Annotated in this window: 18 protein-coding genes; 9 read left to right on the top strand and 9 right to left on the bottom strand. The window is 61.6% G+C overall.

Annotated elements, in window-relative coordinates; genetic code table 11:
* The 3 genes from RG540_RS08760 (at position 1) to RG540_RS08750 (ending at position 2,657) form a co-directional block, all read left to right on the top strand.
* A complete protein-coding gene (locus RG540_RS08760) occupies positions 1–717 on the top strand; it encodes an ABC transporter ATP-binding protein (RefSeq protein ID WP_038586784.1) in 717 nt (238 codons plus the stop codon).
* Positions 707–1,912 carry an ABC transporter permease gene (locus tag RG540_RS08755; protein WP_038586780.1) on the top strand — a complete coding sequence of 402 codons (1,206 nt, stop codon included), beginning with the start codon at positions 707–709 and terminating at the stop codon, positions 1,910–1,912. The genes RG540_RS08760 and RG540_RS08755 overlap by 11 nt, the downstream gene beginning before the upstream one ends.
* Before the next feature lie 121 nt (positions 1,913–2,033).
* The gene (locus tag RG540_RS08750) at positions 2,034–2,657 is read left to right on the top strand and encodes a GntR family transcriptional regulator (RefSeq protein ID WP_038586778.1); all 624 of its coding nucleotides are present in this window, start codon (positions 2,034–2,036) and stop codon (positions 2,655–2,657) included.
* Positions 2,658–2,665: 8 nt separating this feature from the next.
* On the opposite strand, the gene sufA is transcribed toward RG540_RS08750, so the two are convergent.
* The 7 genes from sufA to RG540_RS08715 all read right to left on the bottom strand — a co-directional run bounded on the left by sufA (position 2,666) and on the right by RG540_RS08715 (position 9,683).
* On the bottom strand, positions 2,666–3,055 hold the full coding sequence (gene sufA / locus RG540_RS08745) for a Fe-S cluster assembly scaffold SufA (RefSeq protein WP_038586776.1): 390 nt from the start codon (positions 3,053–3,055) through the stop codon (positions 2,666–2,668).
* A gap of 77 nt (positions 3,056–3,132) precedes the next feature.
* Positions 3,133–3,513 carry an SUF system Fe-S cluster assembly protein gene (locus RG540_RS08740; protein ID WP_038586774.1) on the bottom strand — a complete coding sequence of 127 codons (381 nt, stop codon included), beginning with the start codon at positions 3,511–3,513 and terminating at the stop codon, positions 3,133–3,135.
* A gap of 11 nt (positions 3,514–3,524) precedes the next feature.
* Positions 3,525–4,766 (bottom strand): cysteine desulfurase, encoded by a 1,242-nt coding sequence (locus RG540_RS08735; protein WP_038586772.1) that lies wholly within the window; start codon positions 4,764–4,766, stop codon positions 3,525–3,527.
* A gap of 13 nt (positions 4,767–4,779) precedes the next feature.
* Positions 4,780–6,054 (bottom strand): Fe-S cluster assembly protein SufD, encoded by a 1,275-nt coding sequence (gene sufD / locus RG540_RS08730; protein WP_038586770.1) that lies wholly within the window; start codon positions 6,052–6,054, stop codon positions 4,780–4,782.
* A 25-nt stretch (positions 6,055–6,079) separates the two neighbouring features.
* Positions 6,080–6,835 carry a Fe-S cluster assembly ATPase SufC gene (gene sufC / locus RG540_RS08725; RefSeq protein ID WP_038542928.1) on the bottom strand — a complete coding sequence of 252 codons (756 nt, stop codon included), beginning with the start codon at positions 6,833–6,835 and terminating at the stop codon, positions 6,080–6,082.
* A 63-nt stretch (positions 6,836–6,898) separates the two neighbouring features.
* Positions 6,899–8,368 (bottom strand): Fe-S cluster assembly protein SufB, encoded by a 1,470-nt coding sequence (sufB, locus tag RG540_RS08720; protein ID WP_038586768.1) that lies wholly within the window; start codon positions 8,366–8,368, stop codon positions 6,899–6,901.
* Positions 8,369–8,516: 148 nt separating this feature from the next.
* Positions 8,517–9,683, bottom strand: a complete 1,167-nt coding sequence (locus RG540_RS08715; RefSeq protein ID WP_038586765.1) for a cysteine desulfurase family protein — start codon at positions 9,681–9,683, stop codon at positions 8,517–8,519.
* 241 nt (positions 9,684–9,924) lie between these two features.
* Here RG540_RS08715 and RG540_RS08710 point away from each other — a divergent pair, with 241 nt between their 5' ends.
* Positions 9,925–10,602 carry an alpha/beta hydrolase gene (locus tag RG540_RS08710; RefSeq protein ID WP_038542924.1) on the top strand — a complete coding sequence of 226 codons (678 nt, stop codon included), beginning with the start codon at positions 9,925–9,927 and terminating at the stop codon, positions 10,600–10,602.
* A 47-nt stretch (positions 10,603–10,649) separates the two neighbouring features.
* Here RG540_RS08710 and RG540_RS08705 read toward each other — a convergent pair whose 3' ends face one another.
* A complete protein-coding gene (locus tag RG540_RS08705) occupies positions 10,650–11,837 on the bottom strand; it encodes a GGDEF domain-containing protein (RefSeq protein WP_046601016.1) in 1,188 nt (395 codons plus the stop codon).
* A gap of 269 nt (positions 11,838–12,106) precedes the next feature.
* Between RG540_RS08705 and tyrS the strand changes: the two genes are divergently transcribed.
* Positions 12,107–13,360: a tyrosine--tRNA ligase gene (gene tyrS, locus RG540_RS08700; protein WP_038586762.1), complete on the top strand. Its 1,254-nt coding sequence runs from the start codon at positions 12,107–12,109 to the stop codon at positions 13,358–13,360.
* A gap of 50 nt (positions 13,361–13,410) precedes the next feature.
* On the opposite strand, the gene RG540_RS08695 is transcribed toward tyrS, so the two are convergent.
* The gene (locus RG540_RS08695) at positions 13,411–16,812 is read right to left on the bottom strand and encodes a YhdP family protein (RefSeq protein WP_038593353.1); all 3,402 of its coding nucleotides are present in this window, start codon (positions 16,810–16,812) and stop codon (positions 13,411–13,413) included.
* 127 nt (positions 16,813–16,939) lie between these two features.
* On the opposite strand from RG540_RS08695, the gene bcp reads away from it, so the two are divergent.
* From bcp to RG540_RS08675, 4 genes are all read left to right on the top strand, one after another.
* Complete coding sequence (bcp, locus tag RG540_RS08690; protein WP_038586759.1) at positions 16,940–17,407, top strand: thioredoxin-dependent thiol peroxidase; 468 nt, start codon at positions 16,940–16,942, stop codon at positions 17,405–17,407.
* A gap of 15 nt (positions 17,408–17,422) precedes the next feature.
* On the top strand, positions 17,423–18,250 hold the full coding sequence (locus RG540_RS08685) for a ferritin-like domain-containing protein (RefSeq protein WP_038586755.1): 828 nt from the start codon (positions 17,423–17,425) through the stop codon (positions 18,248–18,250).
* Positions 18,251–18,342: 92 nt separating this feature from the next.
* Positions 18,343–19,656, top strand: a complete 1,314-nt coding sequence (locus RG540_RS08680) for a M23 family metallopeptidase (protein ID WP_038586752.1) — start codon at positions 18,343–18,345, stop codon at positions 19,654–19,656.
* 210 nt (positions 19,657–19,866) lie between these two features.
* Entirely contained in the window at positions 19,867–21,420 is a 1,554-nt protein-coding gene (locus tag RG540_RS08675) for a DEAD/DEAH box helicase (RefSeq protein WP_038586749.1), read from the top strand.
* Position 21,421: the final 1 nt, after the last annotated feature.

The raw sequence follows: 21,421 nt of genomic DNA, 5'->3' as shown, positions 1-21,421 counted from the left end.
ATGACGCTCCCTCCCATCATCGCCTTCAGACAGGTTTCGAAATTCTACGGGCACGGCGAAGCGACGATCCGCGCGCTCGATCGTATCGACCTGTCGATCACGGCGGGCGAGTTCGTGTCGATCATGGGTCCGTCCGGTTCCGGCAAGTCCACCGCGATGAACATCATCGGCGGGCTCGACCTGCCCTCCTCCGGCGAATACCTGTTCCAGGGCATTCCGACCAGCGGCTTCGACCGCGCCCAGCTGACACTTTTACGCCGGCATATGCTCGGCTTCGTGTTCCAGGGGTTCAACCTGCTTGCCCGCACGTCCGCGGTCGAAAATGTCGAGCTGCCGCTCGTCTATCGCGGCATGGATCACCGGGAGCGGCGCAAACGTGCGATGGTTGCGCTGGAACAGGTGGGTCTCAAGGGCCGCGAAGGGCACACGACCCAGGAATTGTCCGGTGGCCAGCAGCAGCGCGTGGCGATCGCTCGCGCCATCGTCACCGATCCCGCCGTGCTACTGGCCGACGAACCGACCGGCAATCTCGACACCAGGACCAGCGCCGAGATCATGGAGCTGATCACCCGGCTCAATCGCGACAACGGCATTACCGTGATCATGGTCACCCACGAGGAGGACATCGCCGCCTATGGCAAGCGGCTCCTGCGCTTCGTCGACGGACGCCTCGCCTCCGATCAGGCGCAGGTGAAGGAGCATGATCATGTTCTTTGAGACGGCGAAACTGGCCTGGCGGGCGATCAGCCGCAACATGCTGCGTTCCTTCCTGACCGTTCTCGGCGTGGTGATCGGCGTTGCGGCGGTCATCGCCATGGTGACGGTCGGCAACGGCACAACGGCGAAGGTCCAGGCCGAGCTTTCTCGCCTCGGCACCAACACGCTGTTCGTCCGCCCGGGCCAATGGGGGCCGGGACGCGCCAGCAGCGAGGCCAAGCGCTTCAACGACAAGGATGTCCTGGCGATCCAGGGACAGGTAACCGGGCTTCGCGCCGTGGCGCCCGTGAACCGCGGCACGGCGACCGTGATTGCCGGCGGCGCCAACCATTCGTCCAGCGTGATCGGCACCAACAACGATTATCTGATCGCCCAGGATTGGGATCTGTCGCTCGGCCGGTCGTTCCTCGCCAACGAGGACCGCGGCAGCCAGGCCGCCTGCATCATCGGCGAGACGGTGCGCAAGGAACTCTTTGGCGCGGCCAACCCGGTCGGACAGAACATCCGCGTCAGCAATGTCGCCTGCCCGGTTGTCGGCGTGCTCGCCGTCAAAGGCCAGTCCGGCATGGGCGACGACCAGGACGACACGGTCATCATGCCGTTGAAACTCCACCAGCGGCGGATCGGCGGCACGACGACGATCAGCAGCATCATCCTGTCGGCGCAGGATGGCGTGGCAACCGAAAAAGTCCAGTCGGATGTGGAAAGCCTGCTGCGCGAACGGCGCAGGATTGCGATCGGCCGCGACGACGATTTCTCGGTCAACGACATGTCGCAGATCGCCGCGGCGATGACCGGCACGACGGTGCTGCTGACCGGCCTGCTTGGCGCGGTCGCCGCCGTGAGCCTGCTGGTCGGCGGCATCGGCATCATGAACATCATGCTGGTCTCAGTCACCGAACGCACCCGCGAAATCGGCATTCGCCTCGCGATCGGTGCCCTCGAGCGGCAGGTGCTGACCCAGTTCCTCGTCGAGGCGGTGATGTTGTCGATCTTCGGCGGTGTCAGCGGCATCGTTGCCGGCCTTGCGCTTGCCTATGGCGTCGTCAGCTTCCTCGGCGTGCCCTTCGTCGCGAGCCCGACGATCATCCTGCTCGCCTTCGCCTTCTCGGCGGCGATCGGCATGGTGTTCGGCTACTTTCCGGCCCGACGTGCGGCGCAGCTCAATCCGATCGAAGCGCTCCGCCACGAATGACCAAAGCACCTCTGGCCGTCAGGGTGCCTACGAGCAACCGTATACTGCAGACTGATATATCAACTCGGCTTGCCATTCCAAATGCGACATGTCACTTTCTGATATATCAGAGAGGATCACCATGGCATCCGAAGCGGAATCGCTGAGCAGACAGGCCTACCGTCGCCTTGAAACCCTGATCGTCACCATGAAGCTGCCGCCCGGCGCGCTGGTTACGGAAAAGCAGCTCATCGGTCTGGCGGGCCAGGGCCGAACGCCGGTCCGCGAAGCGATCCAGAAGCTCGAATGGCAGGGGCTGATGCGGGTTCGCCCGCGCGTCGGGCTGCAGGTCACCGAGATCATCGAGAGCGACCACGAAAGCATCATGCAGGTGCGGCGCCAGCTCGAACCGGTCGTCGCGGTGCTGGTCACTGAACATGCAAACGACCAGCAGCGCACCACCCTGCTCGATTGCGCCAAGGCCATGGGTGCTGCTGCGGCGACCGGCGACATTCCCGGCTTTCTGGATGCCGACAAGCGTTTCGACGACATCCTGGAGGATGCTTGCCCCAACCGGTTCCTGATGTCGGCGCTGGCGCCGCTCCAGACCCATTCGCGGCGGCGGTGGTTTTCGACGGCCTCTATCGAACGGCTGGATCAGGCGGTAACGCAGCATGTCGCCGTCATCCGCGCCATCCGAACGGGCGACGTCGACGCTGCGCGAAGAGCGATGGAGACGCTCCTCGCCTATCTCACAAATTCATAAAGGAAAGATCAGGCGTGGACTTCGGCTTCGCGCTGTTTTGCGAGCGCAGCGAGATCCGCAGGCTTCAACTCGACCGACTCGCCGCAACCGCAGGCGGACGTCTGGTTGGGATTGACGAAGGTGAAGCCTGAGCGCATCTGCGTGACTTCGAAATCCATCTGGGTCCCGAGAAGATAGAGCACGGCGGACGGTTCGATCCAGACGGCGGCGCCGTCATGCTCGATCCTGTCGTCCTTCGCATTCGGCTCGGTGACGAGATCGACTGTGTATTCCATGCCGGCACAGCCGCCTTTCTTGATCCCGACGCGCAGGCCCTTGGCCTCCGTTCCGGAATTGGCGACGAGCTGCTTGACGCGCGTCGCGGCGGCATCGGTCATGGTCATAATGGCGAAGCCCATGGGCTCATTCTCCTTCCGCACACGGATTCAAGGTCCGGTGTTTCACGATTCAAATGTAGTACCGACCGATTAATCGATCAATACCAGCCGACAGCCACCTGGGCTTCTTCGGACATGCGTTCCGGCGTCCACGGCGGATCGAAGGTCATCTCGACTTCGACGCCGGACACGCCTTCGACGGCGCCGACGGCGTTTTCGACCCAACCCGGCATTTCGCCGGCGACGGGGCAACCCGGTGCAGTCAGCGTCATCATGATCTTCACCATGCGGTCGTCCTCGATGTCGATCTTGTAGATCAGACCGAGTTCGAAGATGTCGGCGGGGATTTCCGGATCATAGACCGTCTTCAGCGCTCCGATCACGTCGTCGCTCAGTCGCGCCAACTCATCGGCCGGAATAGCGGATTGGATCAGTCCTTCTCGGGCGTCCCACTTCAATTCCGTTTCATCGGCGGCCATGGCAATAGTCCTCAAGCAAAGAAATTTCGTGCGTAGTCGAGCGCATCGGCCAGCGCATCCACTTCGGCACGGGTATTATACATGCCGAACGATGCCCTGCATGTGGAGGTGACGCCGAAGCGCTTCAAGAGCGGCATGGCGCAATGGGTGCCGGCGCGGACCGCCACGCCCTTGCGATCGATCACCATCGAGACGTCATGGGCATGGATGCCCGCGAGTTCGAAGGAAAAGATACCGCCCTTGCCGGGCGCATTGCCGATGATCCGCAGCGAGTTGATGGCCCGCAGGCGTTCCGCAGCGTAGGCGGCGAGATCCGCCTCGTGGCGGGCGATCGCGGCGCGGCCGATCTTGTCCATGTAGTCGAGCGCGTAACCGAGCCCGATCGCCTGGACGATCGGCGGCGTGCCCGCCTCGAAACGATGCGGCGGATCGTTGTAAGTGACGATGTCCTCCGTGACGTCGACGATCATCTCGCCGCCGCCCTGGAACGGCCGCATCTCCCTCAGCCGATCCGACTTGCCGTAAAGCACGCCGATGCCCGACGGGCCGTAAAGCTTGTGGCCGGTCATCACGTACCAGTCGCAATCGATGTCGCGGACATCGACCGGCATGTGCACGGCGCCCTGGCTGCCGTCGATCAGAACCGGAATGCCGCGCTCATGGGCAATGCGGCAGACTTCCTTGACCGGCACCACGGTGCCGAGCGCGTTCGACATATGGGTGATGGCGACCAGCTTGGTCTTTTCGGTGAGGGACTTTTCGAAATCCTCGATATGGAAGGCACCCTCGTCGTCGACCGGCACCCAGACGAGCTTGGCGCCCTGCCGCTCGCGGATGAAATGCCAGGGCACGATATTGGAATGGTGCTCCATGATCGTCACGACGATCTCGTCGTCGGCGCCGATATTCGGCATGCCCCAGCCGTAGGCGACCGTGTTGATCGCCTCGGTCGAGTTCTTGGTGAAGACGATCTCGTCCACCGAACCGGCATTCAGGAACCGGCGCACCTTTTCGCGCGACGCCTCATAGGCTTCAGTTGCGGCATTCGAGAGGAAATGCAGGCCGCGATGGACGTTCGCATATTCGCTGGAATAGGCGTGGCTGATCGCGTCGATCACCACCTGCGGCTTCTGGGCCGACGCGCCGTTGTCGAGATAGACCAGCGGCTTGCCGTGCACCATCGTCGACAGGATCGGAAAATCCCGGCGGATCGCTTCCACATCGTAGGTCGTCGAGGGTGCACTCTGGTCCATATCAGGCCCCTTCTCAGGCATGCTTTTCAAGCCAGGCCGAGATGACGCCTTCCAGCGCTTCGACCAGCTTTTCTTCCTCGAGTTCCTCGACGATCTCGGCAACGAAGGCATTGACCAGCATGGCCCGCGCCTTGTTTTCCGGAACGCCGCGCGCCATCAGGTAGAAGAGATGGCTGCTCTCGATATCGGCAACCGTCGCGCCATGGCCGCAGACCACGTCGTCGGCGAAGATTTCGAGCTCGGGCTTGGCCGAGAACCCGCCATCGTCGGTCAACAGAAGTGTGTTGCAGGACATCTTGGCGTCGGTCTTCTGGGCATCCGGAGCAACCCGGATCATGCCCTGGAAAACACCGTTGGCGCGGTCGAACACGACATTGCGGATGATCTCCGTCGAGTTGGTGTTCGGCACGTTGTGGCCGAGAACCAGCGTGACGTCAGTGTGGCTTTCGGCGCCGAGCAGGTTGACGCCGCGCAGCGTCAGTTCGGCACCTTCGCCCGCCACGTCGATCCGCAGTTCCTGGCGCACCAGCTTGCCGCCGGCATTGATGACGAAAAGGCGCAGCTTCGCATCGGTGCCGAGCTTTACGCGGATCTGGCCGAGATGGGTGTCTTCTGCAGCCTGCTGCTGCAGGATGATCCAGGTGATGTCAGCGCCGTCCTCCAACGCGATGTCACTGATCGAGGACACAAGCGCTGAACCTTCAACCACCGACCGGTGACGCTCGATGATTGTCGCTTTGGAAGCGGCGCCGAAGGAGACCGGGAAGCGCGTATGAACCTGGCCGGCGCCGTGCAGCGCCTGCAGTTCGATCGGCGCGTCCAATTCCGTATTGGCTGGAACGGTGATCGCAAAACCATCGCGCACGAAGCTGCCGTTGATGCGGCCGATCGCGTCGTCTTTGTCGAGCGCTGTCAGGCCGGCTGCGGCCGAACCGTCTGCGAGACTGTCCTTGAAAAGCGCGATCTCTACGCCGTCCACGGCGGCCTTCGCATCGGCAGTACCCTGCAGGATCGAAAGGACCTTCGATCCCTCGACCAGCGGCGCAATCGGATCGATGGCCGAGACTGGCGTCGCGTCCGGGAGGACGCGCAGCAGGTTCTTGAGGTCGGTATAGTGCCAAGCCTCGATGCGGCGGGTCGGCAGGCCGGACTTCTTGAGATCGTCCAGCAGCCGGTCACGCGTGCCGATCACGGCGCCATTGCCCGGCAGTTCGCCGATCTGCGCGCCGAAGGCTTCGACCAACGCGGTTTCGGCAGCCGTGAGACGGCTTGTCGTCTGCATGTTCATGACAACATCCTTCCCTTCTGGCCGCTTAAGCCGCTTCTCCGATGATATCGGCATAGCCGTTCTCTTCCAACTCAAGCGCAAGCGCCTTGTCGCCGGAGCGGATGATCTGGCCCTTGTAGAGAACGTGGACCGTGTCCGGCACGATGTAGTCGAGCAGGCGCTGGTAATGGGTGATGACGATCGTGGCACGGTCCGGCGACTTCAGCGCGTTGACGCCATCGGCAACGATCTTCAGCGCGTCGATGTCGAGGCCGCTGTCGGTTTCATCGAGGATGCAAAGTTTTGGCTCGAGCAGCGCCATCTGCAGGATTTCGGCGCGCTTCTTTTCGCCGCCGGAAAAACCGACGTTGAGCGGACGGCGCAGCATGGCCTGGTCGATCTTCAGCTTCTCGGCGGCTTCCTTGACGCGGCGGATGAAGTCCGGTGTCGTCAGTTCCGCTTCGCCGCGCGCCTTGCGCTGCTCGTTCATCGCAACCTTCAGGAACTGCATGGTAGCGACGCCCGGAATTTCGAGCGGGTACTGGAAGGCGAGGAAGATGCCCTTGGAGGCACGTTCGGCCGGGTCGAGTTCCAGGATGCTCTCGCCGTTATAGAGGATGTCGCCCTCGGTGACTTCGTAATCCTGGCGGCCTGCGAGGATATAGGACAGCGTCGACTTGCCGGAACCGTTCGGGCCCATGACGGCAGCAACTTCGCCAGCCTTCACGGTGAGGTTCAGGCCGCGAATGATCTCGGTGCCGTCTTCGGCGATACGGGCGTGCAGGTTCTTGATCTCAAGCATGTTTCTTATCCTTCCGGATTTATTCGGTGACGCGTCAGTGCGCGATATTCGGACAGCGGGCCATCAGCCCACGGAGCCTTCAAGCGAGATGCCGATCAGCTTCTGGGCCTCGACGGCGAATTCCATCGGCAACTGCTGGATGACGTCCTTGACGAAGCCGTTGACGATCAAGGCGATGGCTTCCTCTTCGGGAATGCCGCGCTGCATGACGTAGAACTTCTGGTCCTCGGAAATCTTCGAGGTCGTCGCTTCGTGCTCGATCTGTGCCGATGCGTTCTTCACGTCGATATAGGGCACGGTGTGGGCACCGCACTGGTCGCCGATCAGAAGCGAGTCACAGTTGGTGAAGTTGCGCGCATTTGAAGCCCGGCGATTGATCGAGACCTGACCGCGATAGGTGTTGTTCGAATTGCCAGCGGAAATGCCCTTGGAGATGATGCGGCTCGACGTGTTCTTGCCGAGATGGATCATTTTGGTGCCACTGTCGATCTGCTGATAACCGTTGGAAACGGCGATCGAATAAAATTCGCCGCGTGAGTCGTCGCCGCGAAGAATGCAGCTGGGATATTTCCAGGTGATCGCCGAACCGGTCTCGACCTGCGTCCAGGAGATCTTCGAGCGGGCACCGCGGCAATCGCCACGCTTGGTGACGAAGTTGTAGATGCCGCCCTTGCCTTGCGCATCGCCCGGGTACCAGTTCTGCACCGTTGAATACTTGATCTCCGCGTCGTCGAGAGCGATGAGCTCGACCACGGCGGCGTGGAGCTGGTTTTCGTCGCGCTGCGGCGCCGTGCAGCCTTCAAGGTAGGAGACGTAGGCACCCTCCTCGGCGATGATCAGCGTGCGTTCGAACTGGCCGGTGTTCTTTTCGTTGATGCGGAAATAGGTGGACAGCTCCATCGGGCACCGCACGCCCTTCGGCACGAAGACGAAGGAACCGTCGGTGAACACGGCGGCGTTCAGGGTCGCATAGAAATTGTCGGAGGTCGGAACGACCGAGCCCAGATATTTCTTGATCAGCTCAGGATGTTCGCGGATCGCCTCGGAGATCGACATGAAGATCACGCCGGCCTTCTGCAGTTCCTTCTTGAAGGTCGTCACGACCGAGACGGAGTCGAAGACGGCGTCGACAGCGACCCGGGGCGTCTCGACGCCAGCCAGAATTTCCTGTTCGCGCAGCGGAATGCCGAGCTTCTCGTAGACCCTCAACAGCTCCGGATCGACTTCTTCGAGCGATTTCGGACCGGCGGTGCTTTTCGGCGCGGCGTAATAATAGAGGTCGTTGAAGTCGATCTTCGGATATTCGACACGCGCCCAGGTGGGCTCCTCCATGGTTAGCCAGCGACGATAGGCGTCGAGGCGCCATTCAAGCATCCATTCCGGCTCCTGCTTCTTGGCGGAGATGAAACGGATGATATCTTCCGAAAGACCCTTTGGCGCCTTGTCCACTTCGATGACGGTTTCAAAACCGTATTTGTACTGGTCCACATCGATTAGGCGAACCTGATCGATTGTTTCCTGCACGGCAGCCATGTTCATACTCCAAATCTTGCCGGTTCAAATTCCGGCAATTCTTGTCATCAATCCGGGGGGACAATTGCCTCCCTTATGTAGGCGCCAGAAGGCGGTTTTCACACCTTTTGGCAAGCGGAAATTTGCGCATCCGCATTTTTGGAAGCGGTCACGCCGCCTCGCCCGCCGATTTTCGCCGGCCGGCAATCTTGGTGAAGGCGGCCAGCGCCCGCGCGATATCATCTTCCGTCGTGTCGACGCCGAGCGAAATCCGCAAAGCACCGAGCTTCGGATCATGCCCCATCGCCGTCAAAACATGGCTTTCGCCGACCTTTCCCGCCGAGCAGGCGGAGCCGGCGGACAGCGCGATACCTTCGAGATCGAAAGCGATCTGCCCGGTTTCCGATTTCAGCCCCGGCAAAGTGAAAAAGCAGGTATTCGCCACACGCAGAACTCCCTCGCCATGGATGATCGCATCCGGCGCAGCATGGCGCATTCCCGCTTCCAGCCGGTTGCGCAACTCTTCGATCTTGGCATTGCGATCATGAAGGTTTTCACGCACGGCCTGGGCCGCCGCACCGAACCCGACGATGGCATGGAAATTTTCGGTGCCGGAGCGATGGCCCTTTTCCTGGCCGCCGCCACGGATGAGCGGTTTCGGCATCAGCACTTCGCCGCGCGAAACGAGTGCGCCGACGCCCTTCGGACCGCCGATCTTGTGCGACGACAGGATCAGGAAATCCGCATCCAGTGCATTGATGTCCACCGGAATACGGCCGACCGCCTGCACGGCATCCACCACCGTCAAGCCGCCATGGGCATGGGCGATCGCCGCAACGTCTGCCACGGGCTGAACAATGCCGGTCTCGTTATTGACCAGCATGACAGCGACCATCGGCATGCCGACGCTCCGGTCGCGTTCAGCCAGCAGCGCCTCAAGTGCGGAAAGATCGACGATACCCGCCGGCGTCACCGGCACTTCGGTCACCCGGGCCGGATCGAAACGACCGCCTTCGCGGATCGCCGGATGCTCGATCGCCGAAACATAGACACGGCTCATCGCCAAAGGCGCCCGGCCCATGCGGAAATCCGGGGTCAGGACGTGATTGGCCGCTTCCGTAGCGCCGCTGACGAAGGTCACATGCGGGGGCTCGGCACCGACCAGCGCCGCCACCTGCCGGCGCGCCTTGTCGATAGCGGCGCGTGCCGCCCTGCCCTCGCCATGAACCGACGAGGCATTTCCCGGCAATTGCAACGCATCCAGCATGGCGGCGCGGGCCGGCGCGCTCAAGGGCGCGGTCGCGTTCCAGTCCAGATATGTGCGGTTCAGCGCCATTGCCTGATCGGCTTCCGTTTCTAGATAGATGTTGAATTACATATGGGCGGACGGGGAACCCGCATTTTCCTTGAAATTTCCGTCGGCCTTGCCGTAAGAGACATCGCATCGGGCGCGCATCCAGCATGCAGCCCAAAGTTTCGAATGGTTCTAAACTGAGTTTAGAAAAGCTGAGCGTCTTCGTCAAGTCAAACTCGACGTGATACTCGTTTGGAGCCTGAACATATTGACCGGAGTACCGATGCCCGAAGTCATTTTCAACGGCCCAGCCGGCCGCCTTGAAGGTCGTTACCAGCCATCCAAGGAAAAGAGCGCCCCGATCGCCATCGTCCTGCACCCGCACCCGCAGTTTGGCGGCACGATGAACAACCAGATCGTCTACCAGCTCTTCTACATGTTCCAGAAGCGCGGTTTTACGACGCTCCGGTTCAATTTCCGCAGCATCGGTCGCAGCCAGGGCGAATTCGACCACGGCGCCGGAGAGCTTTCGGATGCTGCCTCGGCGCTCGACTGGGTGCAGAGCCTGCATCCCGATTCGAAGAGCTGTTGGGTCGCCGGTTATTCGTTCGGCGCCTGGATCGGCATGCAGCTCCTGATGCGCCGTCCTGAGATCGAGGGTTTCATGTCGATCGCGCCGCAGCCGAACATCTACGACTTCTCGTTCCTTGCGCCCTGCCCGTCGTCCGGCCTGATCATCAACGGCGACAGCGACAAGGTGGCGCCCGAAAAGGACGTCAACGGGCTCGTGGAAAAGCTGAAGACGCAGAAGGGCATTCTGATCACCCATCGGATAGTCGAGGGTGCCAATCACTTCTTCAACGGCCAGGTGGACACGCTGATGGGCGAATGCGAGGATTATCTCGACCGACGCCTCAACGGCGAATTGGTGCCTGAACCGGCAGCCAAGCGCATTCGCTGATCGCTTTTAAAAACTGTTGGCTAAAACGGCTGCTTCGGCGGCCGTTTTCATTTGACGGCTTTGATGGATTTCGGCTGCGGAGAGCCGATATGCCGCGCCTGCCTGACGCGGTTGCGGCCGGAGCGCTTGGCCTCGTAGAGAGCAGCATCGGCGTCTCGCATGGCTCCCGCAAGATCGCCTCCCGGCGCAAGTTCCGCCACGCCGAAACTTGCAGTCACGGCAAAGGAGGACGGGAGCGCGCTGACTGTGATTCCCATCGTTCCGCCCCGGAGCGCCTGCGCAAACAGCGTCGCCATGTCGAGCGTCGTACTGGGGAGGAAGATCGCGAACTCCTCGCCGCCGATGCGGCCGACCACGGCATTCTTGGCGGCACTCGTCTGCAACAGATCGCTGAAGGCCTGGATCACCAGATCACCACCGTGATGGCCGTAGGTGTCGTTGATGCGCTTGAAATGGTCGAGATCGCAGATGATCACAACGTGCCCGGCCTTCGGCGCCAGCGCCATCGCCGCCTTGACGCCATTCTCGAAGCCGCGGCGATTGGCGAGACCGGAAAGCGCATCCTTCTCCGAATTGCTGCGCTCGTCCGCCATGATCTCCAGGACCAGAACCGACAGCAGCGTCAATCCGACCGCGACCATCAGCACGGCAGTCGAGCTTTGTGAGATCAGCGCGTAATTGGTGCCGATATAATCCTTGGCGGTCGTGCCCGCCCCCGCAATCACGGCAAGGCTCGCCTTTGCGAAGAAATGCAGGCCGGTCGCCAGCAGCAGATAACCAAGCGCCCGGTCGACCGCCAGCCGGCGGGTCGATGAAAAGATGGCCGCCGCGCTCGAAAGGAGCGCCAATGCAAACGGTGTCTGGTAGGAAAAGGCATGTGCAGCCGTTCCGCGCGGCAGGTCGTAGATCAGCAGGTCGAGGCAGATGCCCGTCATCAGAAAACAGCCCGCCCAGACGGGCGCGACCTTCCGGCCGTAGAGAGTGCCGATACCGACCCTGAGCAAGGTCATGCCACCGAGCACCGATGCGAAGGCGCAGATTGCCCAGAATTTCGTGAGATACGCATAGGCGACCAGCAATTCACAGACTGACGAGAGCGAGGCGACGGTAAAAGCGGCGGCAAACCAGAGCGCAGCCGTCCGCGAGCGGCTGCGCGTGGAAACCACAACAAAAACCGCACCGAAACACATGGCGATGATAAAATTCACCGCGAGGAAAAAGGCAGCCCCGTTCATCAGCCCATCAATGCAGGAGACCTGCACACCACCCGGTTATCGCGTCCCGGGCAGGATGTTAAAAGCCCATGGAACAAGAAACCGTTAATGCATAACCTGTCCTTCTTGCACCTGCTATTGCGTCCTGCGGAAATTGCAAGGTTCCTCGTTGGCAGCCGCCCATTCGTCGCGCTGATCACACCCAACATCACTTTTGAAGTGATTACCGGCAAAAACAGTGCTAGAGGCGCGGCCACATATCCCAAAACCCACCCTGCCAGAGTTAGATCATGTCCAGGTTCAAGTCCGATTTCCTCCGTACGCTCGACGAGCGCGGTTTCATCCACCAGGTTTCCGACGAGACCGGGCTCGACGAACTGTTTTCGAGGGAAATCGTCACCGGCTATATCGGCTTCGACCCAACGGCGCCGAGCCTGCACGCCGGCAGCTTGATCCAGATCATGATGCTGCATTGGATGCAGCAGACCGGCCACCGGCCGATCTCGCTGATGGGCGGCGGCACCGGCATGGTCGGCGATCCCTCGTTCAAGGACGAAGCGCGCCAACTGATGACCGTCGACACGATCGAAGGCAACATCGCCTCGATAAAGCGCGTCTTCGCGAACTACCTCGCTTATGGCGAAGGTCCGAAGGACGCACTGATGATCAACAATGCCGACTGGCTGCGCAGCCTCAACTATCTCGAATTCCTGCGCGACGTCGGCCGGCACTTCTCGGTCAACCGGATGCTGTCGTTCGAGAGCGTCAAGACGCGCCTCGATCGTGAGCAGTCGCTGTCCTTCCTGGAATTCAACTACATGATCCTCCAGGCCTATGACTTCGTGGAACTCGCCAAGCGGACGGGCTGCCGGCTGCAGATGGGCGGCTCGGATCAGTGGGGGAATATCGTCAACGGTATCGACCTTGGTCACCGCATGGGGACGCAACAGCTTTTTGCGCTGACTTCGCCGCTCCTGACCACGTCCTCCGGCGCCAAGATGGGCAAATCGGCGACGGGCGCCATCTGGCTCAACCCGGACATGCTGTCGGCCTATGATTTCTGGCAATACTGGCGCAATACCGAGGATGCCGACGTTCCGCGCTTCCTGAAGCTTTACACGACGCTGCCGATGGACGAGATCGCGCGGCTTTCAGCGCTCGGCGGCTCGGAGATCAACGAGGTCAAGAAGATCCTCGCAACCGAGATCACGGCCATCCTGCACGGTCGCCCAGCGGCGGAAGAAGCAGCGGAGACCGCCCGCAAGACGTTCGAGGAAGGCGGGCTTTCCGAAAACCTGCCGTCGGTCGAGGTTCCCACTGCCGATCTCGAAGCCGGGATCGGCCTCCTGTCGCTGATCGTGCGCGCCGGCCTTGCCGGTTCGAACGGCGAAGCGCGCCGTCACGTCCAGGGCGGCGCCGTGCGCATCAACGATCAGGCCGTCAGCGACGAACGCATGACCATCGGCACCGGCGAGATCACCGGCGACGGTGTCATCAAGCTCTCGCTCGGCAAGAAGAAGCACATCCTGGTGCGCCCGGCCTGAGCCGAGCGTCTCGATAGCGAGTTGAAACGGGCCGCCACGAGCGGCCCTTTTTATTGGAACTCGAAAATCTGCCGGAAGATACCGGGCGCGATCAGCGACAGCGGATTGACGGTGAGCCTCGGTTTCTCGAACGGGCCTTCGAGCTTGAAGGTGATGCCGAGCAGGCCGCGATCGCGGCCGTTGCCGAGGATGGCGCCGATCAGCGGCAACTCGCCGAACAAGCGGTTCAGGCCGTAAGCCGGCATGAATGTTCCGGTCATCTCCATATTGCCTTTCGCATCGCGCACCAGGCCCTGGAAGGTCGCACCGATCTGCTCGCCACGCACGACGCCGTTTTCTATGGCAAACGAGCCATTCCGATAAAGCAGGCTTGCGAAACCGCGCTGGAATTTGGCCGAATTGACATCGATGTTCTTTTTCGTTGCCGTGTTCAGGCTGCGGCCCTCCTGGTCCGGCGTCGCAACGAGAGACTGGAGTTTGGCCTCGTTGACCAGCGCGAAATTGCGCAGATCGATGGCACCGGTCCAGGCATCGCCCTGCGCCTTCAGGCGCAGGTTCAAAAGCCCGCCGCGCATGTTGTCGTAGAGGTTCATGAAGCGGATGATCGCGCCGGCGTCGCCACTGGTGATGGAAATCGTGTCGCCCGCATTCATCTCACTGACGACCGCCTGACCGCTTTCCGTCGAGCCGGAAAAATCCGCCGCTGAAATATTGCCGCTACGGCTCGAAAACAGGAATGACACATTCGAGAGCGTCTGGTCATTGAACCCGATCATGCGGTCGAGCTTGCCCCGCACGGTGGCGTTGCTCGTATCGTCGCCACCGCGCTTGGTGCCGCTGCCGCTCTTTCCGCCTGCCCGGACTTTGGTGACGACGGGCCGCATATCGACGACGGAGCCGCTGATCGAGACGTCGAAATTACCCTTGGTGCGTTTGACGCTCACCGCATAATTGTCGGACGGCGAGAGCTGCATATGCGAGAAGTCCGCCGACGTCAGGCTCCCGCCATTGAGCGCGAAGGTGCCGCGCGCCCCAAACCCGTCGCCGGAGAGTTCGAAATTGCGGATATCGGAACGTTCTCCGGTGTCAGACAACTCGAATTGCGCCTTGGCCGGAATGCCGCCGCCCTTGGTCCAGCCGAGCCACGGGATGGAAAGCGTTGCTCGGCTGAGATCGAGCGAGACGGATTGGCGGGTTTCGTCGATCCGTGTCAACTGAGCCGTCACCGTCCCGTCGATCACGTCGGAGAGACCCGGCGCGAGTTTTTCCCGCTGATCGTTGTTGAGGACGGTCTTGACGATCCGCTCGCGCTTGACCGAGGACGCCGGCCCGACTGGTTCGACCAGCGTGATATCGGCCGGCACATCATCGATCGTCCCCTTGGCTACAAGCCGTGCCGCCAGGTTGTCGATGTCGAGCGTGCCATCCAGGCCGCCGATCTTGCGGCCGGAAAACTGCGGGCCGAGATCAATGTCGTCCAGATCGATATGGGCGCTCCAGGTAGGTTTCGGCGGATTGTGCGCCAGGATCAGCCCCATATGGGCCTTGAGGTCGACGCGAGCGTGACCGGAAAAATCCTCCGGCTTGAACTCGGTCCCCTTCAGCGCATTGATCGGCCGGAAATTCGCAAGCTCCGTCATCGCATCGGCGGGTCCCGCAATCTTGAGCGAAAGGTCCGCCATCAGCGGTTTTACATAGGTCGAGGGGATCGAGAACCGGCCACCTTCAACGGCGACGAACCGACCGGACGGAAAGAAGGAAGATGCGCGTGCGATATCGACCTGCATCACCTCGCCCCTCAAATCGAAACGGCCATCGATATCGCGCAGCGGAGGCACGTCGCCCGGCAGGTTGATCCGGGTATTGGCGAGATCAAAACCGATCTGCAGCTCGTTCTTGTCGAGCTCCATCGGAATGCCCGGCCCCTTCATCCGGCCCGCCGGAATGAAGACGGCGATCGAGCCATTGGTGATGGTGCCGCCGAACATGTTGTCCATCACCCAATCGCGCGGCTTGCGGGCCATCCAGAACGGCCAGAGCTGCTTGACCCCGGTCACTTCCATATGCGGCAGCTGCGCCCCGAAACTGATCTCGGGAGACTGGTTGCCGAACCGCACTTTGAGAGACCCGGCCATGCGGCCGAGAGGGCTGGAAACCGCCATCTCATCGAACTGAAGCGCGCGATCTGCCGACAGGTATCGCCCATTCGCCTTGAGATCGAAGCGGGCGGGCTGCTCGCTTGCCGAAGCGCCGACGGCTGTTGCGCCGCTGATCAGAACATCGAGGCCGAACCCCGGACGCTTGTCGTCCGGATTGAGCCGGCTGAGATCGATCACCGCGCCGGTGAACGGCAGGATTGTCGGCCCGAAACGGACCTCGGATTTCAGCAGCTCGATCGAGTTCTTCGAGAAATCATAGGCCACGTTGATATTGGCGCCGCTCAAAGTCTGCTGGATGCCATCGAAATAAAAATGGCCGGGAGACTGGCGAAGCGTCGCGGTGATAGCCGGCTTTGCAGTCTCACGTGAGCGAACCGCCGAAAGATCGAGATCTAGGGAGCCTTCGATCCCCTCGCGCGGCTGACCATCCTCGGTTCGTTGCAACATGAAAGATGTCACCTCGAGGCCCGTCAGCTTGGCAGAAAGTGACGACGTAACCCCTTCGATGGTCTTCGACGCTGCGATGAGGACGGCTTTGCGGCCGTTGAGGCTGATCGCGCCGTTGATCACCACCTCGCCTTCGGCGCTGCGCGTCAGTTCGAGATCGTCGACGACCAGCATGATCGGCTTGCGTCCGGGCGCTGCCGGCAAGAGGATCTCTATTCCGGCGATGCTGACGGAGCCGGTCCCGGTTCGCTCGATGAGCGCCTTGGCTTCGTCGAGGCGCTGGAAAATCTCCTCCAGCAGAGCCGGCATGGCATCGACGCGGACTTCCGAGATCGGCAACGGATCGCCGGAGGGCAATTGCGCCGTGTCGAGACGGATATGTTCCGCCTCCATGTGCTTGATGGACACGCGACCGCCGAGAAGCGCCAGCGGATCGACGGCCATGCGCATGGCGCCGGCACGGCTCAGATGTTCGCCGGTCGCCTGTTCGACGATATCGACGTCACGCGCTTCCAGCGCCAGACGTAACCTCGAATCGAAACGGATGGCGGTCGAGCCGACAGTGGCCACGTAACGCGGACCGATTGCATTGTTGATGGCGCTCTGGGCACGCGACGAAAGCGTGCTGTCGACCATGCCACCCTCGATTGCGAAAACGGCGCTTCCGATTGCAACAAAAACCAGAAGGAGGAAAAACAGCAGTGTCTTGCCGAATCGCCTGCCTCGCCGGCTTGGTGGCGGGCAGTGCACGATAATCGGATCCTCGATCTGTGCGGAGGGTAATTCATGCAGCGGAATGATTTCTTTCCGGCTGAAACTGACCCTTTCTCCGCGAATTTCCGACATCAGGTTGAGGACTCGTCTTTCTGCATTCGTCTTCGGGCCGGGCGCGACCGCTCTGGACGTCGCTCGGGCGAGTATATACCGATTGTGGCGAATATCATCCACGATACCGGCGAAAGAAAGGAAATCCATGGCCGATTTGACCATTGGCGACATCGCACCGGAGTTCGAACTTCCGCGCGACGGCGGCGGCTCCGTTTCCCTCAAGACGTTTACGGGAAAACCGGTCGTCCTCTATTTCTATCCCAAAGACGACACGGAGGCCTGCACCAAGGAGGCTATCTCGTTTACGGGCCTCTTGCCGGAATTCGAAAAGGTGAGCGCGTCGGTCATCGGCGTGTCGCCCGACAGCGTCAAGAAGCATGACAAGTTCGCCAAGAAGCATGGCCTTTCGGTCATCCTGGCGGCTGACGAAGACACTGCCCTTGCCAATCTCTACGGCGTCTGGAAGGAGAAGAGCATGTATGGCCGGACCTATATGGGCGTGGAACGCACGACCTTCCTGATCGGCGCGGACGGGCGCATCGCCCGGATCTGGTCGAAGGTGAAGGTAAAAGGCCATGCCGAGGAGGTGCTTGAAAGCCTCAAGGCGCTATAGGCAGGAGACAGATCGATGTCGGGTGAGTTCTCGATCACGTCGCTTAGGGGCGGCGCAACGGCGGCAATCCTGTCGGCCGACCTCGATATCAAGACGCGGCTGGCGCAGCAGACCGCCACCCGGTGGTTCGAGCGGCGGCTGTCGCTCCGCTCTCCACTCGATCCGCCCCTCCCCGAGCGTCCCGGCCGGCCGGCAAAGCCCGAACTGGTGCCGCCGAAGGCGGTCGGCAAGCGCTCATTGCATACCGTCAACGGCCGCCTCGCAACGCTGCACGCGATCGCCCATATCGAGCTCAATGCTGTCGATCTGGCACTCGACATCGTCGCCCGGTTTGCGACCGAGCCGGTGCCGAATTCCTTCTTCGACGGCTGGATGCAGGTGGCTTTCGAAGAGGCGAAACACTTTCGCATGGTGCGGGGCCGGCTGAACGAGATGGGTGCCGACTATGGCGACATGCCAGCCCATGACGGGCTGTGGCAGGCGGCCCATTCCACGCGCAACGACCTCACTGCCCGCCTTGCCGTCGTGCCGCTCATTCTTGAGGCGCGCGGTCTCGACGTGACCCCATCCCTGCAGGCGAAGATGCGCGAGACCGGCGATCTCGAAAGCGCGGCCATCCTCGACGTCATCTACAACGATGAGAAGGGCCACGTGGCGATCGGCGCAAAATGGTTCCGCTTTCTCTGCGCCCGCGAGCGCAAGGATCCGGCAGCGACGTTCCAGCAGCTGGTGCGCGCCAATTTCCGCGGATCGCTGAAAGCGCCGTTCAACGATATCGCCCGGGCCGAGGCGGGCCTGACGCCGTCATTCTACAGGTCGCTGACCTCCACCAGCTACGCCTGAACGCCCCGATTAAAGCGTTCGTTAACCATATCCATGTGTAATCCCGACAATGAGAACAGCGGCCGGACGAGTCGCATCTCCGGGAGATCCGCGTGGCGAAGGGAACCGAAAGCCGGGTGTTTGGGAAACGGGCGCCTCAGCACGTTCTCATTTTCGCCAGCGGTGAGAAGATCCGCCACATGACCATCCGGCCCTGGATGGCCGCATTGACCTTCTGTTTTCTCGGCATTTTCGCAATCGGCTATCTTGGCGCCACCTCCTATCTGGTGATCCGTGACGACCTGATCGGCGCGACCATGGCGCGCCAGGCCCGCATGCAATACGATTACGAAGACCGGATCGCGGCGCTGCGCGCCCAGCTCGACCGGATCACCTCGCGCCAGCTCCTCGACCAGCAGGTGGTCGAGCAGAAGGTCGAGAAGCTGCTGGAACAGCAGAACGCCCTCTTTTCGCGCCACGGCAAGCTGGGTTCTCTTCTGAACCGCGCCGAGGAATCCGGCCTCACGACACCGGAGCCACCGACGCCGGCCATGCTCCAGCCGCCGGCCCAGGAACGCCAGGCTTCGCTTTCCGGTGGTAGCGGCGGCGTCCAGGCGATCGAGAAGCTGCTCTCCGGCAAGACTTCCGCCACCCCGCTCCAGACGCCAACTGCGCTCGGTTATGCGCCTTTGCGTGAAAACATTGCCGACCGCGCCGACCGGGTTTTCTCCAAGGTGACGCTGTCGCTGAAGAACATCGAGAAGGAGCAGCTTGCCAAGATCGCCGATCTGACGACCGGCGCTTCGGAAACAGCAGACGCGATCGCCGCGATCCTGAAGCGGACCGGCGTCGAAGTGGCATCCGCAGACAACGGTGCTGAAGATGCCACGGACGGCGTTGGCGGCCCCTATGTCGCACCGCAGACCAATATCGGCGCCTTCGATGCCTCGCTCGACGAGCTCGATGCGGCGCTCAGCCGGCTGGAAAGCGTGCGCGAGACGGCGCGCGACCTGCCCTTCGGCAATCCCGCCCCCGGCCGCCCGGTCACCAGCCGCTACGGCAACCGCATCGATCCTTTCCTCGGCCGGATGGCGTTGCATGCAGGCATCGACTTCCAGGCCTCCACCGGCGACGACGTAAAAAGCACCGGCTCCGGCAAGGTAATCTCGGCGGGTGCTGCCAGCGGTTACGGCAACATGGTCGAGATCGACCATGGCCAGGGAATCACCACCCGCTACGGCCATATGTCGAAAATCTTGGTGAAGGAAGGCGACGAGATCGCCGCCGGAGAGGTGATCGGCAGGGCAGGCTCGACCGGCCGTTCCACCGGTCCGCATGTCCATTACGAGGTCCGCCGAGACGGCAATCCGATCGACCCAGTGCACTTCCTCAATGCCGGCATGAAGCTCACCACCTACCTCAATTGAGGGACGCGCCTAGGCAGAAGGCAATTGTTTGCCTATATAAACGGTAGCCGGCTTGCTCAGCGAGCGTTTTCATTCACCAATCCTATCGCCAATCGCCCTGCATTCCTTGACTTTTGGACATTTTGGTCCTATGTCGCGGCCAGTTGCCGGCCAGCATGCGCCGACTCCCATAAGTGTTCGTATAGAACCGGAACGGAAACAGAATTCCCTTTGACCACATTTGCTGATCTTGGCCTGAGCCAGAAAGTCCTCTCCGCTGTCACAGACGCGGGTTACACGATCCCCACGCCGATCCAGGAAGGGGCAATCCCGCACGCGCTGCAGCGCCGCGATATCTGCGGCATCGCACAGACCGGCACGGGCAAGACGGCCTCCTTCGTTCTCCCGATGCTGACGCTTCTGGAAAAGGGCCGCGCTCGCGCTCGCATGCCACGGACACTGATCCTCGAGCCGACCCGCGAACTCGCCGCCCAGGTCGCCGAAAATTTTGAAAAATACGGCAAGAACCACAAGCTCAACGTCGCGCTGCTGATCGGCGGCGTGTCCTTCGACGACCAGGACCGCAAGCTGGAACGCGGCGCCGACGTGCTGATCTGCACCCCCGGCCGTCTGCTCGACCACTGCGAGCGCGGCAAGCTTTTGATGACCGGCGTCGAGATCCTTGTCATCGACGAGGCCGACCGCATGCTCGACATGGGCTTCATCCCGGATATCGAGCGGATCGCCAAGATGATCCCCTTCACCCGGCAGACGCTGTTCTTCTCGGCCACCATGCCGCCGGAAATCCAGAAGCTCGCCGACCGCTTCCTGCAGAACCCGGAACGGATCGAGGTGGCCAAGCCTTCCACGACCGCCAAGACCGTGACGCAGCGCCTCGTCGCTTCGCACAACAAGGATTACGAGAAGCGCGCCGTGCTGCGCGAGCTCATCAAGGCGCAGGACGATCTCAAGAACGCGATCATCTTCTGCAATCGCAAGGTCGATGTGGCGGACCTTTTCCGTTCGCTCGAGCGGCATGGCTTCTCGGTCGGCGCTCTGCATGGCGACATGGACCAGCGTTCCCGCACGACGATGCTGCAGAATTTCCGCGACGGCAATATCCAGCTTCTGGTCGCTTCCGACGTTGCCGCACGTGGCCTCGACTTGCCGGACGTCGGCCATGTCTTCAACTTCGACGTACCGATCCATGCGGAGGACTATGTCCACCGCATCGGCCGGACAGGACGAGCCGGCCGTTCGGGCCGCGCCTTCACCCTCGTCACTCGCTCCGACACCAAATATCTCGCCGCCATCGAGAACCTCATCAATGAGAAGATCGAATGGCTGAACGGCGACATTTCGGCACTTCCTGCGCCGATGGAAAGCCATGAGAGCGAACACGGTGGCCGCAAGGGCCGGGATCGTGATAAGGAGCGCGGCCGCGGCAGACGAAGCGATTCGGGACGTGCTGATTCTGGGCGCGGGGATTCGAGTCACAAGGCTGACACGAAGATTCAAGATAATCAGATAGAAGCAGTCGAAGAGGCATTTGTGGAAGCTAGGGTGGAAAACGTGAAACCGGAGCGCAAGGCAGACAGGAAGCCGCAGAACAATGGTGGCAACCGCAACTCACGGCCGACACCTGCACCGGCACCCGCAAATGACGACAATCGCGAGCGTCGCCAGCGCTACCATCGCGATCATGACGATGGCCCGACCCCGGTCGGCTTCGGCGACGATATTCCGGCCTTCATGCTGATCGTTGCAAACGGCGGCAAGGCTTAAA

Source organism: Neorhizobium galegae bv. orientalis str. HAMBI 540 (genome assembly GCF_000731315.1).
GTDB classification, from domain to species: Bacteria; Pseudomonadota; Alphaproteobacteria; order Rhizobiales; family Rhizobiaceae; genus Neorhizobium; species Neorhizobium galegae.
The sequence above is the reverse complement of the archived record's forward strand: the minus strand, read 5'-3'. Positions and strand labels throughout refer to the sequence as shown.

Bases quoted from the DNA above. Each gene is read 5' to 3' on its own strand.
- RG540_RS08760 (WP_038586784.1), top strand. From the start codon at position 1: ATGACGCTCCCTCCCATCATCGCCTTCAGACAGGTTTCGAAATTCTAC.
- RG540_RS08755 (WP_038586780.1), top strand. From the start codon at position 707: ATGTTCTTTGAGACGGCGAAACTGGCCTGGCGGGCGATCAGCCGCAAC.
- RG540_RS08750 (WP_038586778.1), top strand. From the start codon at position 2,034: ATGGCATCCGAAGCGGAATCGCTGAGCAGACAGGCCTACCGTCGCCTT.
- sufA (WP_038586776.1), bottom strand. From the start codon at position 3,055: ATGGGCTTCGCCATTATGACCATGACCGATGCCGCCGCGACGCGCGTC.
- RG540_RS08740 (WP_038586774.1), bottom strand. From the start codon at position 3,513: ATGGCCGCCGATGAAACGGAATTGAAGTGGGACGCCCGAGAAGGACTG.
- RG540_RS08735 (WP_038586772.1), bottom strand. From the start codon at position 4,766: ATGGACCAGAGTGCACCCTCGACGACCTACGATGTGGAAGCGATCCGC.
- sufD (WP_038586770.1), bottom strand. From the start codon at position 6,054: ATGAACATGCAGACGACAAGCCGTCTCACGGCTGCCGAAACCGCGTTG.
- sufC (WP_038542928.1), bottom strand. From the start codon at position 6,835: ATGCTTGAGATCAAGAACCTGCACGCCCGTATCGCCGAAGACGGCACC.
- sufB (WP_038586768.1), bottom strand. From the start codon at position 8,368: ATGGCTGCCGTGCAGGAAACAATCGATCAGGTTCGCCTAATCGATGTG.
- RG540_RS08715 (WP_038586765.1), bottom strand. From the start codon at position 9,683: ATGGCGCTGAACCGCACATATCTGGACTGGAACGCGACCGCGCCCTTG.
- RG540_RS08710 (WP_038542924.1), top strand. From the start codon at position 9,925: ATGCCCGAAGTCATTTTCAACGGCCCAGCCGGCCGCCTTGAAGGTCGT.
- RG540_RS08705 (WP_046601016.1), bottom strand. From the start codon at position 11,837: ATGAACGGGGCTGCCTTTTTCCTCGCGGTGAATTTTATCATCGCCATG.
- tyrS (WP_038586762.1), top strand. From the start codon at position 12,107: ATGTCCAGGTTCAAGTCCGATTTCCTCCGTACGCTCGACGAGCGCGGT.
- RG540_RS08695 (WP_038593353.1), bottom strand. From the start codon at position 16,812: ATGTCGGAAATTCGCGGAGAAAGGGTCAGTTTCAGCCGGAAAGAAATC.
- bcp (WP_038586759.1), top strand. From the start codon at position 16,940: ATGGCCGATTTGACCATTGGCGACATCGCACCGGAGTTCGAACTTCCG.
- RG540_RS08685 (WP_038586755.1), top strand. From the start codon at position 17,423: ATGTCGGGTGAGTTCTCGATCACGTCGCTTAGGGGCGGCGCAACGGCG.